A 16,258-nucleotide genomic window follows, 5' to 3' on the forward strand; every position below is an offset into this window, starting at 1 on the left:
CTCATTTCAGAGCGTTGAGGAATGCGGGATCGCTGAACACGTCAGTGATCAGTTTGCTTACCAGGTTGCGATATTCCTCAATGGCGCGAGGCAGCGCGACCGCCGCAACGAACGACGACGGCCATTCGTGTTTGGCCGTTTTGACTTGGTCGTACTTGACCGTGCCTGCATGGGTGACGATGAACCGAGCCTCGACGATACCGGTACCCGTGCCCATCGGCACGCTCATATCGTTCTTCAACAGCGTGCCGGACACCTCAACAGACGATTGATCGGAATACTTTCCAGCCAGTGTCAGTTCCTGCTTCAGCGCTTCAGCAAGGTAAGCGCTGTAGCTGTTGTTATAAGGCGAGCTTAATTTCGAGCCGCGCAGAGAGATGGGATTGGCGTTTTCCTTGCTCGGCTCGCTTTTGAATTCGCCCACCTTCGCGGTGAAATCACCTGCTTTTTTCAGTGCGGTCACATTATCCATGGACGCCTGATAGGGCGGTGCGACCATCGAGCAACCGCTCATCGCAGCGCAAAGGACTGCGACAGACAAGACTTTATTCACGACCAATCACCATCATGTTATTCGGAGGAAACCGAATCTAACATTCATTTACTTTTTATAATAAAAGGGTAAACCCTGATTGGTTCTCGCCAAGGGGAGAGAATGCCGGGATGTTTTATTTTGGGGATTGGTCTGCGCAAGAACCGGCAAGATTTGCCGGGGCGCTGTGGTGCCCGAGACCGGAATCGAACCGGTACGGCCTTGCGGCCGAGGGATTTTCTTACCACTTCGGCTTTCGCCGCCAGCGCGGGTGCGCTGTTCGTGGTCTGGAGCACGCCTTCACCATAGCCTTGCGGCCGTAGGTGCCCGCCGTCTGCTCTCTACACCTTCCCCGGCTTTTCAATCGGGGCTTGGCTCGGCGTTGGCTCGGAACAGGTCCAGGGCGTTCGCCGAGTTTGACGGGCTACACCTTTGGAGTTTCCCCCAAAGGGCTCAAATTTTTTAAGTCCCTTGTGTCTACCAATTTCACCACTCGGGCAATGCGCGGTCCTTTGCAAGGGCCGGCAGCGGGCGTGACTATAACATCCCGCCGTGCGCGCCTTCGCTACTTGCGGCCGAACAACCGGCCAAGAAAGCCGGCGGGTTTGGCGGCGGCCGCTTCCGCTTCCAGCGCGTTCTTCATCGACAGCTCTTGAAAATAGGGTTTGCCGTTTTGCTGGTAGGACGCGGAAGCCTGGCGGTAGGCCACGGCGGATTCGGCGTGGCGCTTCATCTGGCCGTAGATCCTGCCACGCGCAAACAGCGCCCAGCTGCGATAGTCGGGGTCCAGCGCCAGCAGGCGGTCGCAGGCCGCCAGCCCTTCGTCATGGCGCTTGGCGGCGATCAGTGCATTGATGCGTTCGGCGTGAAGCGGGCCGCTGTCGGACCAGCGTTCCAGGGCAGTGTCGGCATAGGCCACGGCCTCGTCGGCGCGGTCCAGGTGCGTCAGCGCTTCAATGCGGACGCGGCGCCATTTCAGCCAGTCGGGGTCCAACGAGATGGCCACTTCCGCCAGCGGCAGCGCTTCGTCGTGGCGTTCCAGGTAGTTCAGCATGTCAGCCGCGTTGCCGGGCAGGAAATCGTCGCCGGGCGCGAGTTCATAGCCTTTCAGGTAGTACGCCAGCGCGGCTTCCCAGTTGCGCTGGTCGCGCTGGGCGTTACCCGCCACGAACAGCAACTGGGCGTCGCCGCTATCAAGCGGGTCCAGGCCCAGCAGCGCCTGTTCGGCCAGCTCGGGTTTGCCGCCGCGCACGTATTCGCGCGCTTGTTCCTTGCGGCCTTCCCAGCCGGTGTCGGACAGCGCATCCAGATGCCGCCACAGGGGCACCGCTTCGTCCGCGCGACCCAGCCGGTGCAGCGAGCGCGCCTTGCCTTCCAGCGGCCAGTCCCAGTCGGGTTCGCGCCGCAGCAGGCTGGTCCATTCTTCCACGGCGTCGGCGTCGCGCCCCATGGCTTGCAGGCAGGACGCGCGGTTGTGCTGGATGGCGTTCTCTTCGCCCAGGATGGCGCGGGCGCGGTCGAACATGGCGATGGCGTTGTTCAGGTCGCCCAAGCGGCGGTAATTGTTGCCGGCGTCGTACAGAAAGCCGCCATTGTTGGGCGCCAGGGCGACAGCGCGCTGGTGGTAGGGCAGGGCATCCGCGTAGCGGCCGGCGTTGTGCAGGTTTGAACCGATATAGCAATGGGGCGCCGCGGCGGCCGAGCGGATCTGAGCGGCTCGGGTCCAACTGGCGATGGCGTCATCCAGCCGGCGATCGTTGATCAGCAGGTAGGCTTCGGCCATCAGCAAGCCGTAGTGGGACGGTGCGCGTTGGCGGGCGTCGCGCAAGGCGCGCCAGGCTTCCTGTTCGTCGCCTTCGTCGTAGCGCACCACGGCCTGTACGGCGATGGCGTCGCTGCATTGCGGGTCCAGCGACAAGGCGCGGGCCACGTCGGCGTCACGCTGGGCGTAGGCCTTGCGTTGGGCGTGGCAGCGCGCGCGCAAGGCCCAGACGGTGGCGGATCCGGGCGCTTCGCGCACGGCCTGTTCGCACAGGGACAGCATCTTCGGCAGGTCGCTGCCGTCTTCGGCGCGTTGGATGGCTTCGATCAAGGCGGACATGCGTGGGGTTCCGTCGTGGGGTTTTATCTTTTACCGGGCGCGCAATGGCAGGAAATGCTGACCCGATCAAGGCGGCTTATCGCGCGAAGGCGCTGGCGTCGTGGCGGCAAGAGTAGGTACGGTCGCTGGCGGGGATGTCGTCGCTGCCACATTGCCACCGCCGCACGCCGCCGCCCTTGCGTTCGGCGCGCAGTTCCGGCACCAGATGCTTGCCCGCCAGACTGGGGATGCCGTCGGCACTGGGCGTGCCGGCAATCGTGAAGCGCAAGACGCCGTTGACGGGGTTCATCTCCACCTTCGAAAAGCCGCTACTTTCCAGCGACTGCGCGCTGATGCCCAGGTCGTCCAGGCTGGCCGGAAATTTCTGCGTGCGCCGATAGTGGTTTTCCGCGAGCCGGCGCACGGGGTCGGATACCAGGTCCAGGCGGTTGATATCCGCGTGTAGCGGGTTGTCGCTGTTGCTATCGCCGGTGGCGTTGACGCCAATCACGATGCCCACCACGACCAGCGCCAAAATGCCAAACACGGCAAACAGAAACTTGCCCGCGCCAGTGACCGAGGGGGCCCGGGCGACAGCTGCGTGCATCGCGCGCGGGTTCGCATCGCGCGTGACCACGTGCGTGCCCGCCAAGGCGTTGTGCATGGCCCGTTCGCCAAAGATCATCTGCTGCAAATGGTGGAACAGGCCGGGCAGCAGCAGGTTCACCGTGTACTTCAGGCTATGGCGCCACAGAGAGCGAAGCAGGCCCGGAGCCTGGCCCTTGCGATTGACCACCCGCTGCTTCAATACACGCTTGCCCGGCGAACCGTTACCCCAGGCATCCATGAAAGCGGGCAGGAACCAGCCGATCAAGCCGGCGGCAAGGGCAATCAAAAAGGGCGGTTTGTTGCCGGTCAGGCCTTCGTAGGTCAGTTGGGCGGCCATGATCAAGACGATCATCCCCACCGCCATGGCGATGGCGTCGATGGCGCTTGCGCCCAGCCGGGCCCAGATGTTGGGGAACACCTGCGCATTGTGATGCGCGGACTGGGCTGGGGCCTTGGACGCGGGGGCTTTTGATGGTTTGTTTTTTGGTTTGCCGGGCGCAGGCGCGGCGGGGACGGGCAAGGGCGCCTGGCAACTGAAGCATTGCGTATTGGAGGCGGGGTTTTGCCAATTGCAGCGGGGGCATTGCATGGAAACAGGGATCCTGGTGATGCCGGGGCCGTACAACAACGACCGGAGCGCGGATGATACTCAAGTCTTGCGCTAGGGAAAACCCGAATCACCGCGCCGACGAACAACGCGGGACACTCTCGGCCATGAAGCCCGCCCAAGCCCCCTCAAGCCACGCCCGCGATATTGATCCCATCTCGCTGCGCTTGTTCTTATCTGCCCTGGAAGAAGGCAGCCTGGCGCGAGCCGCCGCGCGCGAGAACATCGTGCCGTCGGCGGTCAGCAAGCGGATGTCGGAAATGGAGGAAGCGTTTGGCGTGCCGCTGCTTGAGCGCGGCGTCAAGGGCGTGCAGGCCACGCCGGCCGGCAACGCGCTGGCCACGCATGTGCGTCGGCTGTTGCAGGACGTGGAACAGATGCACCGCGAGATGGCGGGATTTGCGAGCGGTGTGCGCGGGCGCGTGCGCCTGGCGGTCAGCGTGGCGGCCTTGTCGGGTGACTTGCCCGCACAGATCCAATCGTTTCGCCGGGCACACCCCGAGATCGACATCCTGCTGCAAGAAGACACGACGCAAGCCGCCTTTCGCGCCGTGCTGGAAGGGCTGGCGGACGTGGCGGCGGGGTCGGACTTCGGGCATGACGGCTTGCAGGTGTTTCCCTACGGGCATTGCGAACTGGCCGCTGTGGTGCCGGGCCAGCACGTGCTGGCCCAGCGCGAGACGCTGGATTATGCGCAGTTGCTGCCTTTCGAACAGATCGAACTGAACCGTGACAACGGCATCAGCAGCGTGTTCGAGCAAACCGCGCAAGCCATGGGCGTGACACGGCGCATCAGCGCTCGTGTCAGCGGGCACGAGACGATCTGCACTTTGGTCGCGCGCGGCATGGGCGTGGCGGTGGTGCCGCTGTACCTTAAGGCGCGCCACACCCATCTGGATATCCGCTTCATTCCGCTGACGGGGCCGTGGTCCAGCACGCCCTTGAGCATCGCCGTGCGGGACCCGGATGCACTGGCGCCTGCCGCGCGAACCTTGCTGGCGCATCTGGGTGTGCTGCCGTTGGGCTGAAGGTGAGCAGGCCCGGGCCTAGCTGCTTAGGGGCCTACCTGATCAGGGGCCTACCTGCTTAGGGGCATACCCGGACGTTCCGAAACGAGAATGCCCCGGTGCTGAAAGACCGCTACCCGCGATGCGCCGACGCCCGCGATCATGCTTGCATCTTCACCGGCCAACAAGGACATCCCGATGAGCGCAGCACCGCCTTCACCCTTCATGGACAGCGCTGAATTGCCGTTGCGCGGCATCAAAGTGCTGGAACTGTCGCACATGATCATGGGACCGGCCGCGGGCTTGTCCCTGGCCGACCTGGGCGCCGACGTGATCAAGGTGGAACCGATAGACGGCGACCGCACGCGTCGGCTGAAGGGCTCGGGCAGCGGCTATTTCCCGGTGTTCAACCGTAACAAGCAAAGCCTGGCCATTGACCTGAAGTCGGCACAAGGCCAGGAGCTGGTGCGCAAACTTGCGCTGCAAACCGACATGGTGGTGGAGAACTTCCGCGACGGCAGCTTGGCGCAGTACGGGCTGGACTATGAATCGCTGTCGGCCGAAAACCCCAGGCTGATCTACGTGTCGCTCAAGGGCTTTCTTTCCGGGCCTTACAAGCACCGGACGGCGCTGGATGAAGTGGTGCAGATGATGGGCGGCCTGGCCTACATCAACGGCGGCGCCGACACACCTCAGCGCGTGGCCGCGTCGGTCAACGACATCCTGGGCGGCACGTTCGGCGTGGTGGGCGCCTTGGCCGCGCTGCACGATCGCCACGCCACCGGGCGCGGTCGCCACGTGCGATCCGGCTTGTTTGAAAACAATCTTCTGCTGGTCGCCCAGTTCATCGCGCAGTATCAGTTGACCGGCACCGCGCCCAAACCCATGGGCGCCGAGCGCAAGCCGCCATGGGGCGTGTACGACGTGTTCGAAACCGCCGATGGCCGCGTGTTCGTGGCGGTGGTGGGCGACGCGCAATGGCGCAACTTCGCACAGAAATTCCTGCCGCCCGAATGGGCCGCCGACCCGCGCCTGGCCACGGCGGTTGACCGCGAAGCCGCGCGCTCCTGGCTGGTGCCGGGTGTGGGTGAAATATTGAAATCCTGGAAGACGGACGATCTGTGCGCCGCGCTGGAAGCGGCCAACCTGTCTTACGGCCCGATCCGCCAGCCCCACGACCTGCTTGATGACGCCCATTTGACCGCTGGCGGCGCGTTGCTGAAGACGCGGCTTCCCGATGGCGCCGAGATATCGGCCGCGGCGCTGCCGCTTGAATTTGACGGTCGCAAGGCCGGCAAACGCATGGATCCGCCTGAGCAGGGCGGCCATACGCACGCCATCTTGCAGGGGCTGGGGCTGGACGCCGCGCGCATCGACGCCCTGCGCGCCGCCGGCGTGATTGCATGACCGGGCCGTAGTGCCCGGAACCCTGTCGAGGCGGCGTCAGACCGCCAAGACATCCATCAAAGAGGAGACAACATGATCCGCAAATTCGTCGCGCTGACGCTACTGGCCGTGGCCTGCACGGCCCAAGCCGAAACCTATCCCAGCAAACCGATCCGCATCATCATCCCGTCCACGCCGGGCGGGGGCACCGACTACATCGGTCGCCTGATGAGCACCCAGTTGCACGAATTGAATGGTTGGACGGTCGTGCCCGAAAACAAGCCCGGCGCGGGCACGGCATTGGGTCTGGCCGAGGCGGCCCGCGCACCGGCGCAAGGCTATGACCTGGTGATCGGCCAGTCGGACAACGTCACGCTGATTCCGCTGCTGATGAAAGTGGCCTATGACCCCATCCGGGACCTGACGCCGGTGGCGCTGGTGGCCACCACCCCGATGGTGCTGCTGGTGTCGCAGGCCTCGCCCTACAAGACGCTGCCTGACGTAATCGAAGCCGCAAAGAAAGCGCCCAACCAGATTTCCTACGGTACGTCGGGCACCGGGGGCGGTGTGCACATCGCCATGGAAATGTTGCAGCACGAAGCCGGCTTCAAGATGCAGCACGTGCCCTACAAGGGCTCGGCGCCAGCGTTGGCGGACCTGATGGGCGGGCATCTGCAGTTTGCGGGATCGTCGATTTCGTCGGCGGCCGCGTTGATCAAATCGGGCAAGGTCCGTGCGCTGGCGGTGACTTCGCCCAAGCGCAACGCGGCGCTGCCCAACGTGCCCACCGTAGCCGAACTTGGCTACAAGGATTTCAGCGTGGTGACTTATTACGGCGTGCTGGCGCCAAGCAAGACGCCCAAGGACATCGTCCAGCGCCTGAACGCCGATTTCAACAAGCTGTTGGCCAAGAAAGACGTGCGTGAGGCGCTGGCCGCGCAGGGCTTGGAAACAGATCCCGTTTCCAGCGCGCAATTCGCCTCGCTGATTCAGTCAGATATAGGCAAAGCCAAGCAGACGATCAAGAGCGCGGGCATCGTGGTCCAGCAATGAACGCAGGGGTATCGACAAGGGGTGGCCTATGAGCCAGGAAGTCAGAATTTGCGAAGTGGGTCCGCGCGATGGGCTGCAGATGGCGCGGGGCATGATGGCCACTGCCGACAAGCTGCGGTGGATTGGCCAACTGGCCGCGGCCGGCCTGCGTGAAATCGAGGTGGGCAGCTTCGTGTCGCCAAGGTTGGTGCCGCAGATGGCCGATACGGGCAGCGTGTTGCCCGATACCCTTGGGATTGATGGGCTGACCGTCTGCGCGCTGGCATGCAACTTGAAAGGCGCCATCGCCGCTTACGAGGCCGGCGCGCACGTGGTGGCGTTTCCCATTTCGGTCAGCGACACGCACAGTCGCGCCAATGTGGGCAAGGGCACGGATGCGCAGGTGGAGATGATGGCGTCCATCGTGGATTGGGTGCGCGCGCAGCCGCGCCCCATGCGGATCGACGCGGCGGTCGCCACCGCGTTTGGCTGCTCGCTGGAAGGCCCCGTGCCCGTTCGTCGGGTGGCCGACGTGGCCGCCGCCGTGGCGCGCACGGGCGTTGACGAAATTGCATTGGCCGACACGGTGGGCTACGCGCACCCCGCGCAAGTTCGCCAGGTCGTGCGCGCCACCCAGGACGCAGTGGGCGCGCGGCTGAGCAAACTGCACCTGCACGACACGATGGGGTTGGGGCTGGCCAATGCGCTGGCCGGGCTGGACGAGGGCATCCGCGCGTTCGACGCCTGCCTGGGCGGGCTGGGCGGTTGCCCGTTCGCGCCGGGGGCGTCCGGCAACATCGTGACGGAAGATCTGGTGTTCATGCTGGAAAGCATGGGCTACCGCACGGGCGTGGACTTGCCTCGGCTATTGGCCGCGCGCGCATTGCTGGCGCAGGCCCTGCCACAGGAAGCGCTACGCAGCGGCGTGGCGGCGGCAGGTATTCCGAAGACATTTCGGGCGGGTATGCCGGGGTAGTGTGGGAATTCGGGGAGGGCAGCCGCGCCGTCAGGGCGTGTCGGCTGCCATCGAGGGTCTGGCGGAAGCGGTGAGATTCGAACTCACGAACGGTTGCCCGTTGCCGGTTTTCAAGACCGGTGCAATCGACCACTCTGCCACGCTTCCGGATGATGTTGTGCCGCGGGTCAGGCGGCGGCGTTACGGCTGTGGGGCGATTCGGCCGTCAGGCAAACATTCTGCCAAAACCAAAACGCGAGATGCCGTAAAGGGCGCAATAATAATCTATTTGCTGCAAAGGAGGCACGCGATGCATGCTGTAGAAATCTCCCGCCCCGGCGGCCCCGAGGTCCTGGTCCCCGTAGAACGTCCCACGCCCGAGCCTGGCGCGGGTGAAGTTCTGATCAAAGTCAGCGCCGCCGGCATCAACCGCCCCGACGTGTTCCAGCGCAAGGGCAACTACGCGCCGCCGCGCGGCGTGTCCGATCTGCCGGGCCTGGAAGTGGCTGGCGAAATCGTCGGTGGTGACGTGGCCGACAGCGGCTTCGCCATCGGCGACAAGGTCTGCGCCTTGGTGGCCGGCGGCGGTTACGCCGAGTACTGCGTTGCCCCCGTCGCGCAATGCCTGCCTATCCCCAAAGGCTTGTCCGACATTGAAGCGGCCGGTTTGCCCGAAACCTACTTCACGGTCTGGAGCAATGTGTTCGATCGCGGCCGCCTGTCCGAAGGCGAGATCCTGCTGGTGCATGGCGGCGCAAGCGGCATCGGCACTACGGCGATCCAACTGGCGCGCGCGATGGGCAATAAAGTCTATGCCACCGTCGGCAGCGATGACCGGGCCCGCGCCGTCGAAGCGCTGGGCGCCGAAAAGGGCATCAACTACAAAACCCAGGATTTCGTGAAGGAAGTCATGGACGCCACCGACGGTAGCGGCGTGGACGTCATCCTGGACATGGTGGCGGGCGACTACATCGCGCGCGACATGCAGTGCCTGGCCGATGACGGCCGTATCGTCATCATTGCCCAATTGGGCGGTTCGCGCGCCGACGTGGACACCTCGCAGGTGATGCGTCGCCGCCTGACCATTACGGGATCCACCTTGCGTCCCCGTCCGGTCGCATTCAAGGGCGCCATCGCGCGCGCCCTGCGCGAGCAGGCCTGGCCCTTGTTGGAAAAAGGGGCCATCAAGCCGATCGTGCACGCCACCTTCCCGCTGGCCGAGGCCTCCAAGGCTCACGCCATGATGGAAGGCGGTGAAAACATCGGCAAAATCATCCTGACGATGTAAGAATCGCGCGGCGTTCGGCGTATCGCCGCGCAACAGGATACAATCTCGGGTTTCGCCTGGAATTTTTTCCAGGCAGTCCCGTGCGCGGTTGCATCATCCCCCCGGGACTCACCCACTCTGACACCTTGCCATGACTTCAGTCGAAAACCGCGCCCGCCTTGTGCTGGGCAACTGGAAGATGCACGGCAACCTGGCCGAGAACGCCGCGTTGCTGACCGAGCTGCGCGCCGCGGACGCCGCGAGCCACTGCGAGATCGGTATCTGTGTTCCGTTTCCCTATCTGGCGCAAGCCGGCTCGGCCCTGACCGGAAGCAGCGTGTCCTGGGGCGCGCAAGACGTCAGCGCACATGAAAAAGGCGCCTACACCGGTGAAGTGTCCGGCGCCATGTTGAAAGAATTTGGTTGCCGCTGGGCATTGGCCGGCCACTCCGAGCGCCGCGTGCTGCACGGTGAAACCGACGAAATCGTGGCTGCCAAGGCGCAAGCCGCGCTGGCCGCTGGCCTGACCCCGGTGGTCTGCGTGGGTGAATCGCTGGCTGATCGCGAAGCCGGCAACACGTTGGCCGTCATTGAACGCCAATTGAAGCCGGTGTTGGCGCTGGGCGCGGAAGCCGTGTCGCGCATGGTGCTGGCCTACGAACCCGTCTGGGCCATCGGCACCGGCCGTACCGCCAGCCCCGAGCAAGCGCAGGAAGTTCATGGCGCCATCCGCGCCGCCTTGCGCACGCTGGGCGCGGCGCAGGTTCAAGTTTTATACGGCGGCAGCGTAAAAGCTGCCAACGCCGCCAGTTTGTTCGCCATGACTGATATCGACGGGGCCCTGGTCGGCGGCGCGTCGCTAGTGGCTGAAGAATTTTTGCGTATTGCCGCCATCTAAGTTTCCGTTCCGGAGTCTGTAATGCCCTTGATGCTTAAACTTTTGCTGGCCGTCCAAGTGATATCGGCGCTGGCTATCATCGTTCTGGTCCTGCTGCAGCAGGGCAAGGGCGCCGACATGGGGTCCGCTTTCGGTAGCGGCTCGTCCGGCAGCCTGTTCGGTGCCACCGGCGCCGCCAACTTCCTGTCGCGCGCCACCAAGTGGGCCGCCGTGGTCTTCTTCGCGTCCACCGCCGGCCTGGCCTATGTCAGCCACAAGGGCACCAGCGGCCCCGCCGTTGATTCGGGCGTGATGCAGAACTTCCCGGCCGACCGCTCCGTGCCGCAAGTGCCGGGCGCAGCCCCCGCCGCACCGGACGCAGGTAGCTCGTCGGTGCCTGGCGCGGCTTCGGTTCCGGCTGCGCCTGCCGCGCCGGCCAAGTCCGACGCGTCGGTGCCGTCGGCCCCGGCCGCACCGGCTGCCGCTGAAAAGCCGGCTGAAACGCCCGCCAAGTAAGTCAGGGCATGCCCAAAAAGGCCGGCGAGCAAACGCCGGCTTTTTTTTGCGCAGGCCAGATCGCTGCGCATTGCTAGCAGGCTTCCGGCGCCAACAAATTCCATGCTAGAATGCTCGACTTTCTGGCCTTGCCTACGGGGAAGCCAAGAAAACTGGTGAAAGCCGACGTGGTGAAATTGGTAGACACGCTATCTTGAGGGGGTAGTGGCGAAAGCTGTGCGAGTTCGAGTCTCGCCGTCGGCACCAAGAATTTGTCCAGGGCTGCCCTGGAAGCAAGAAAGCTAAAAAGCCCGTAAGAATCAAAATCTTACGGGCTTTTTGTCGTTCGCTCTTGCCCGCTGCCTTGCTTGACGAGCGGGTTGAGGGGGTTGAGGGGTTGAGGGGTTGAGGGGGTGACGGGGTTCAGGGAGTTGACGAGGTTAGCGTTCCTGGCGGCGGCTGAGGCCCGCAGCCGCCAGCATCAGCGTCAGGCTGACTGCGACGGCCACCGCCGCCATCGCCATGCCTTCTCCCACCGATCCCTGCTCGAACTGCCGCCAGACGAAGATCGATACGGTCTGCACTCCGGCGGGCGCCAGCAGCAGCGACGTCACCAGCTCGCGCGACGCGACGGCGAACACCATCAGCATCGACGCCGCCAAGCCGGGCAGCACCAGCGGCAGGACGATGCGCCGCAGCGCCAACGCCGCGCTGGCCCCGTGGACGCGCGCCGCCGCCTCCAGGTTGGCGCCGATCTGTGCCAATGCCGCGCCGACATAGCGCACAGGGTAGGGCAGGAGCAGGCAGGTATAGGACAGCAGCAGGATGGCCCAGGTGCCGTACGGAGTTACCGGCCAGAACGGCTGATTCCACGCAAGGATCAGGCCGACGCCGACCACCACGCCAGGCAATGCGGCGGGCAACATGGCCAGCGTGTCTATAAGCGCGGCCCCGCGCACGTGACGCCCCGCGACGCACCAGGCCGCCAGCAACCCCACGGCACCCGCAAGCAAGGCCGTCCCGCTCGCCAGCGACATGCTGGTGGACAGGGCCTCCCACGCTTCGCCACGGGCATCAAATAGCGCGGCGAAGTTGGCCAGCGTCAGGTTGCCGGCCGACAGCCCACCCGACACGTTGCGCGTCAGCGCGGCGGCCAGCATCGAGGCCAGCGGCGCGGCCACCGCAATCAGCGCTACGGCGCTGAACAGCAGCAGCACCAGCGCGCGCCATGGGCCCAGTTCGCCGCGCGCCAGTGGCGCGGGCTTGCCGGTCGTGGTTTCGAAGCCGCGCCCCGCCAGCGCGGCGCGTTGCACGGCATAGGCGGTCATGGCCAGCGCCACCAGCACCAGCGACAGCAGCGAGGCGCCGGGCAGGTCGATTGGCCAGTCGGCTAGCCGGCGTTCGATGGCGGTGGTGAGCACGGCGACGCCCGACTGCGCGCCGAGCGCCGCGGGGACGCCGTATTCCTCGATGGCGAGCGTGAAGGCAAGCAGCAGGCTGGCTGCGATGGCGGGCAGCGCCAGCGGCAGCGTGACGCGCAGGAAGGCGCGCCAGGGTCCGGCGCCGAACACGCGCGCCACGTCCGCCATCCGTGCTCCGGTGGCCGCCATGCTGCGCGAGACGGCGAAGTACACGACGGGAAAGATCGCCAGGCCCATGGCCAAGGTCACGCCCGTTGGCGAGAACAGCAGCGGACCCAGGTTGAAGCCCGTCAACTGTTCAAGATAGCCGCGAGGCTGCAGCGCCATCGTCCACGACAAGGCCGCTATATAAGGCGGGAGCAGGAAGGGCACCAGGAACAACAGGTCCCACAAGCGCGCCAGCGGCACGCGGAACAGCCCGCGCAGCGCACCGAGCGGAATGCCGATGGCCGCGCTGACGGTGGCGACGCCCACGCCCAGCTTCAGGGTCCCGCCGACCAGGCCCAGCGTCGCGGGATTGCCCAGTGTGTTGGGCCAGGCGCCGAACGGATCGCGCAGCGAGCCTTCTGCCAGATGGGGAAAGACGGCTTGCAGCGCTACAAACACCATGGGCAATGCGACGAGCACCGCCAGTGCGGCCAGGGTGGTGGCCGCCAGGAGATAGATGCTTTTCATGGATGGGATCGGATGCCGGACCGGCCGGCACCCCGGCCTGTCAGTGTTGGCCGAAGACGCGGCCGAAGCGGGTCAGCACGTCGGCCCGGCTGGCGCCAGATTCGGCTGCTGCCTCAGGCAGTAGGGCCAGATCCTTGAACACCGGCCGCTTGGCTGCGACGTCCTGGCGCGCAGGCATCAGCCAGGCATCCGCCACAGCGCGCTGGCCTTCTTCGGACAGCACGTAATCCACGAACTTGCGCGCCTCGTCGGCTTGGCGCGCCGTCTTCAGGATCATCATGGGACGCGGGGCGATGGCGGTGCCGCTGGACGGGAAGATGACCTTCACCGACTCACCCTTGGCCACACTGGCGTACGAGACATAATCCACCGCGCCGAATACCGCCGCCTTGGCGCCTTGCAGCACGGGCGTCAATGCCTGGGCGTTGGGGCCGGAGATGGTCATGCCGTTGTCGCGCAGCTTTTCGAAGAGCTTCCACGCGGCCTCGCCCTGGGCGTTCTGCAGGCCCAACAGCAGGTCGAGCGACGCACCAGACAGGGCCGGGTCCGGCATGGTGACCGCCTGCTTGAAACTGGGGCCGGTCAGGTCGGCCCAGTCGCGCGGCTCCGGCGTGCCGCTGCTTGTGTTCCAGACAATGCCCAGCGCCGAAATACCTTGCGCGACATAGCTGGGCGCCTTGAAGCGTGCTGGCACCTGGGCGGCGTTCGGGCTTTCATAAGCCATCAGCCAGCCGCGCTGGTCCAGGTCATGGGCGGTGTCCCACGATGCGGAGATCAACACGTCGGCGCGCGGGTTGGCCGCTTCGGCCTCCAGGCGCGCCATGACCTTGCCCGTGGTGGCCTGGAATACATCAACCTTGATGCCGGTCTTGTCCTGGAAGCCGGCCGCCAATTGCTTGATAAGGCCGCCCGGTCCGGCGGTATAGACGGTCAGCGCCTTGGCCTGGCCCGAGGCCAATCCGATAGAAAGCGTCATGAGAAGCGTAGCGAGTAGTTGGGAAAAAGGTGCGTATGACATTTAAGCAGAGTCCTTGTTGACTGCCACGAGTTCGGCGATGCGGCCGCTTTCCATGCGGGCGATCGTGTGCGCCAGCGCATGGGCTTCCTCGTGGTCGTGGGTGACGTAGACGGCGGTCGTGCCGAGCCGACGCAGCAGTGCGCCGATCTCGACGCACAGCGTTTCGCGCAGCGTCCGGTCCAGGTTGGAGAGGGGTTCGTCGAACAGCAGCACGCGGGGTCGTGCGACGACGGCGCGCGCCAGCGCCACGCGCTGCTGCTGGCCGCCGGAAAGGTCGGCGGGCCGGCGCTCGGCATATTCATGCAGGCCGACCATGGCGAGGGCGTCGCGCACGAGCGTGGGGCGCGTCTTGCGTGCGACGCCCCGCATCTCGAGCGGAAAGCCCACGTTCTGCGCCACGCTCATGTGCGGCCAGAGGGCGTAGTCCTGGAACACCATGCCCAGGTCGCGGCGCTCGGGCGGCTCGTGGTGGCCGCCCCTGCTGACCACGGCGCCACCGAACCTGATGTCGCCGTGCTGCGGCCGCAGTAGGCCGGCCAGCGCCTTGAGCAGGGTGCTCTTGCCGCAACCGGAGGGGCCGAGCAGCGCCAGGACCGTGCCCGCGGGCACGTCCAGGTCCACTCCGTCCAGCACCGTATGGCCGTTGAATGCGTGCCGTAGGCCGCGCACGGCAATCGCCGTGCCGCCGGCGTTGGAGGCGGGCGCGTTCAAAACCGATGCCGCATGCCGACGTTGAGGCCGAACTGGTTCTTGCCCGGTTCGACGTTCGCGCCATACTTGCCGCCGATCACGCTCAAGGAGGACTTGTCGTCATTGACGGCGTAGGCCGCCATGGCGTACAGCGTGGTGCGCTTGGACAGGTCGTATTCGTTGCCAAGCACGAACATGGTCGACTTCTGGCCCGTGCCGGCAGCCTGCGCGGCGGGGCAGACGGCGTTGTTCATGTCGTCGCACACCGAATCGTTCAGATGGTAGACGGCGGCCGACAGGCGCAAGTTGCCCTGCGGCTTGTAGCTGACGCCCAGCCACGTCATGTTGTTCTTGTAGCTGCGCTGTGTGAGCTTCTGGTCGAGCCAGCGGTAGCCGGCGTAAAGCTTGACGCCGTCAAAGTCGTACGACAGGCCCGCGACGACGCGGTCTTCACGATTGCCGCTGTTGGCGCCCGCTTTTGGCTTGTCGGCGTTCTTGGCATGGTAAAGCAACGCTGCGTCCAGGCCGCCCGACTTGTAGCGCAGGCCACCGCCCACCATGCGTCCGAGCTTGCTGTCCTCAAATGATTGTTCGTTGTTCCAGCCGGAGCTGTAGTAACCGCCGATAGAGACGGGGCCGAGCTTGCCGACGTACATGACGGCGTTGTCGGTACGGTCCGAGAATGCGGCGTCGGGCCGCTTGATCGAGAAGTTGGCGTTGCCGAACGGGTTGTACTTGCTCATCCAGTCGATCATCAGCGTGTTGTGGCGGCCCAGCGTCAGCCGGCCCCACGTGTTGCTGGAAAAGCCGACGTAGGCCTGGCGGCCGAACAGGCGTCCGCCCTGCAGCGCGGTGCCGTTGCTGGAGCTAAAGCCGTTCTCAAGCACGAAGATGGCCGAGAGGCCGTCACCCAGGTCCTCGGCGCCCTTCAGGCCCCAGCGCGAACCGTTCAGGTTGCCTGCGCTCATGCCCGTCTTGCTGTTGCCGGCGGGACCGTTGTTGAGGTACTGCAGGCCGGTGTCGATCAAGCCGTAAAGCTGGACCGAGGTGGCGGTGGCGGCGAGCGCGGGGGGCGCTGCCAGGAAGAAAGCGGACAGGCAGGCGCCAGCCGCCGCGATGCGGAGTGTCGATTTCATAACGGAAGTCCTCTTTGGGATTCAATCGGAATCGACACTCTAGGGGCGGGTTGCTACACGTCGATGACACGGCCAATCGTTGCGACAGTTCCCGTGGCGCGGGAAGGTCGCCGTCGGAGTAAACCTGACCCACCCCGGCATCAAAACAACCTAGTTTCTGATCTTGATATTTCCCGCTTTGCGTTTGTCCTTGAGCCGATAGCTGTCCCCGGCGATCTGCACGATATGAGCGTGATGCAGCAGGCGATCGAGCAACGGCAGTATTGGCATCGGGCTTGGGCAGCAAGGCAGCAATGAAGCTCGGCAATGGGGAAAGGCCGATGCTGGAAACTGATTACGAAGTACGAAAATCTGTGGCTATAAATAACAGCGTGTTACTATTCCGCCCGAATTATGTAACCAAGTATATATCCGGATAAAAGGAAAAACATAATGCGCTGCAAAGGGTGGGTTCGAAGTGGGTTGTTGTGT

At 64.9% G+C, this 16,258-nt stretch carries 14 protein-coding genes, 2 tRNA genes and 1 pseudogene; 8 read left to right on the plus strand and 9 right to left on the minus strand.

The window, feature by feature from the left end; genetic code table 11:
* Window position 1 precedes the first annotated feature (1 nt).
* From ELS24_RS06390 to ELS24_RS06400, 3 genes are all read right to left on the minus strand, one after another.
* Window positions 2-553: a hypothetical protein gene (locus ELS24_RS06390; RefSeq protein ID WP_050449639.1), complete on the minus strand. Its 552-nt coding sequence runs from the start codon at window positions 551-553 to the stop codon at window positions 2-4.
* Window positions 554-1,097: 544 nt separating this feature from the next.
* The gene (locus ELS24_RS06395; protein ID WP_127183692.1) at window positions 1,098-2,633 is read right to left on the minus strand and encodes a tetratricopeptide repeat protein; all 1,536 of its coding nucleotides are present in this window, start codon (window positions 2,631-2,633) and stop codon (window positions 1,098-1,100) included.
* Between the two features lie 76 nt (window positions 2,634-2,709).
* A complete protein-coding gene (locus ELS24_RS06400; protein WP_240669460.1) occupies window positions 2,710-3,639 on the minus strand; it encodes an RDD family protein in 930 nt (309 codons plus the stop codon).
* A 296-nt stretch (window positions 3,640-3,935) separates the two neighbouring features.
* Between ELS24_RS06400 and ELS24_RS06405 the strand changes: the two genes are divergently transcribed.
* The 4 genes from ELS24_RS06405 to ELS24_RS06420 all read left to right on the plus strand — a co-directional run bounded on the left by ELS24_RS06405 (window position 3,936) and on the right by ELS24_RS06420 (window position 8,229).
* Window positions 3,936-4,856: a LysR family transcriptional regulator gene (locus tag ELS24_RS06405; RefSeq protein WP_127183693.1), complete on the plus strand. Its 921-nt coding sequence runs from the start codon at window positions 3,936-3,938 to the stop codon at window positions 4,854-4,856.
* Window positions 4,857-5,033: 177 nt separating this feature from the next.
* Window positions 5,034-6,242: a CaiB/BaiF CoA transferase family protein gene (locus ELS24_RS06410; RefSeq protein ID WP_083447545.1), complete on the plus strand. Its 1,209-nt coding sequence runs from the start codon at window positions 5,034-5,036 to the stop codon at window positions 6,240-6,242.
* 72 nt (window positions 6,243-6,314) lie between these two features.
* The gene (locus ELS24_RS06415; protein WP_050449613.1) at window positions 6,315-7,274 is read left to right on the plus strand and encodes a Bug family tripartite tricarboxylate transporter substrate binding protein; all 960 of its coding nucleotides are present in this window, start codon (window positions 6,315-6,317) and stop codon (window positions 7,272-7,274) included.
* A gap of 28 nt (window positions 7,275-7,302) precedes the next feature.
* Window positions 7,303-8,229, plus strand: coding sequence for a hydroxymethylglutaryl-CoA lyase (locus tag ELS24_RS06420; protein ID WP_127183694.1), 927 nt, complete (start codon window positions 7,303-7,305; stop codon window positions 8,227-8,229).
* A gap of 59 nt (window positions 8,230-8,288) precedes the next feature.
* On the opposite strand, the gene ELS24_RS06425 is transcribed toward ELS24_RS06420, so the two are convergent.
* A tRNA-Ser gene (locus ELS24_RS06425) sits at window positions 8,289-8,376 on the minus strand.
* Window positions 8,377-8,518: 142 nt separating this feature from the next.
* Between ELS24_RS06425 and ELS24_RS06430 the strand changes: the two genes are divergently transcribed.
* The 4 genes from ELS24_RS06430 to ELS24_RS06445 all read left to right on the plus strand — a co-directional run bounded on the left by ELS24_RS06430 (window position 8,519) and on the right by ELS24_RS06445 (window position 11,114).
* Window positions 8,519-9,496, plus strand: coding sequence for an NAD(P)H-quinone oxidoreductase (locus ELS24_RS06430; protein WP_050449615.1), 978 nt, complete (start codon window positions 8,519-8,521; stop codon window positions 9,494-9,496).
* Window positions 9,497-9,626: 130 nt separating this feature from the next.
* The gene (gene tpiA, locus ELS24_RS06435) at window positions 9,627-10,373 is read left to right on the plus strand and encodes a triose-phosphate isomerase (RefSeq protein ID WP_050449616.1); all 747 of its coding nucleotides are present in this window, start codon (window positions 9,627-9,629) and stop codon (window positions 10,371-10,373) included.
* A gap of 21 nt (window positions 10,374-10,394) precedes the next feature.
* Window positions 10,395-10,868, plus strand: coding sequence for a preprotein translocase subunit SecG (gene secG / locus ELS24_RS06440; protein WP_050449617.1), 474 nt, complete (start codon window positions 10,395-10,397; stop codon window positions 10,866-10,868).
* Window positions 10,869-11,029: 161 nt separating this feature from the next.
* A tRNA-Leu gene (locus ELS24_RS06445) sits at window positions 11,030-11,114 on the plus strand.
* 173 nt (window positions 11,115-11,287) lie between these two features.
* Here ELS24_RS06445 and ELS24_RS06450 read toward each other — a convergent pair.
* From ELS24_RS06450 to ELS24_RS06470, 5 genes and pseudogenes are all read right to left on the minus strand, one after another.
* Window positions 11,288-12,943, minus strand: coding sequence for an ABC transporter permease (locus ELS24_RS06450; RefSeq protein WP_050449618.1), 1,656 nt, complete (start codon window positions 12,941-12,943; stop codon window positions 11,288-11,290).
* A 40-nt stretch (window positions 12,944-12,983) separates the two neighbouring features.
* On the minus strand, window positions 12,984-13,919 hold the full coding sequence (locus tag ELS24_RS06455) for an ABC transporter substrate-binding protein (protein ID WP_198158229.1): 936 nt from the start codon (window positions 13,917-13,919) through the stop codon (window positions 12,984-12,986).
* 42 nt (window positions 13,920-13,961) lie between these two features.
* Window positions 13,962-14,672, minus strand: a complete 711-nt coding sequence (locus ELS24_RS06460) for an ABC transporter ATP-binding protein (protein ID WP_050449620.1) — start codon at window positions 14,670-14,672, stop codon at window positions 13,962-13,964.
* Entirely contained in the window at window positions 14,669-15,787 is a 1,119-nt protein-coding gene (locus ELS24_RS06465; RefSeq protein WP_127183695.1) for a porin, read from the minus strand. Before ELS24_RS06465 ends, ELS24_RS06460 begins: the two co-directional genes overlap by 4 nt.
* A 150-nt stretch (window positions 15,788-15,937) precedes the next feature.
* Window positions 15,938-16,042 (minus strand): annotated as a pseudogene (locus ELS24_RS06470) (ATP-binding protein); the annotation flags it as partial.
* Between the last annotated feature and the right edge of the window lie 216 nt (window positions 16,043-16,258).

The organism is Achromobacter spanius, from assembly GCF_003994415.1.
GTDB classification, from domain to species: Bacteria; Pseudomonadota; Gammaproteobacteria; order Burkholderiales; family Burkholderiaceae_B; genus Achromobacter; species Achromobacter spanius_C.

What these genes read in the sequence shown, in the direction of transcription:
- ELS24_RS06465 (WP_127183695.1), bottom strand. Translation starts at nt 15,787, where the DNA reads ATGAAATCGACACTCCGCATCGCGGCGGCTGGCGCCTGCCTGTCCGCT.
- ELS24_RS06405 (WP_127183693.1), top strand. Translation starts at nt 3,936, where the DNA reads ATGAAGCCCGCCCAAGCCCCCTCAAGCCACGCCCGCGATATTGATCCC.
- ELS24_RS06395 (WP_127183692.1), bottom strand. Translation starts at nt 2,633, where the DNA reads ATGTCCGCCTTGATCGAAGCCATCCAACGCGCCGAAGACGGCAGCGAC.
- ELS24_RS06450 (WP_050449618.1), bottom strand. Translation starts at nt 12,943, where the DNA reads ATGAAAAGCATCTATCTCCTGGCGGCCACCACCCTGGCCGCACTGGCG.
- ELS24_RS06420 (WP_127183694.1), top strand. Translation starts at nt 7,303, where the DNA reads ATGAGCCAGGAAGTCAGAATTTGCGAAGTGGGTCCGCGCGATGGGCTG.
- ELS24_RS06430 (WP_050449615.1), top strand. Translation starts at nt 8,519, where the DNA reads ATGCATGCTGTAGAAATCTCCCGCCCCGGCGGCCCCGAGGTCCTGGTC.
- secG (WP_050449617.1), top strand. Translation starts at nt 10,395, where the DNA reads ATGCCCTTGATGCTTAAACTTTTGCTGGCCGTCCAAGTGATATCGGCG.
- tpiA (WP_050449616.1), top strand. Translation starts at nt 9,627, where the DNA reads ATGACTTCAGTCGAAAACCGCGCCCGCCTTGTGCTGGGCAACTGGAAG.
- ELS24_RS06410 (WP_083447545.1), top strand. Translation starts at nt 5,034, where the DNA reads ATGAGCGCAGCACCGCCTTCACCCTTCATGGACAGCGCTGAATTGCCG.
- ELS24_RS06415 (WP_050449613.1), top strand. Translation starts at nt 6,315, where the DNA reads ATGATCCGCAAATTCGTCGCGCTGACGCTACTGGCCGTGGCCTGCACG.
- ELS24_RS06455 (WP_198158229.1), bottom strand. Translation starts at nt 13,919, where the DNA reads ATGACGCTTTCTATCGGATTGGCCTCGGGCCAGGCCAAGGCGCTGACC.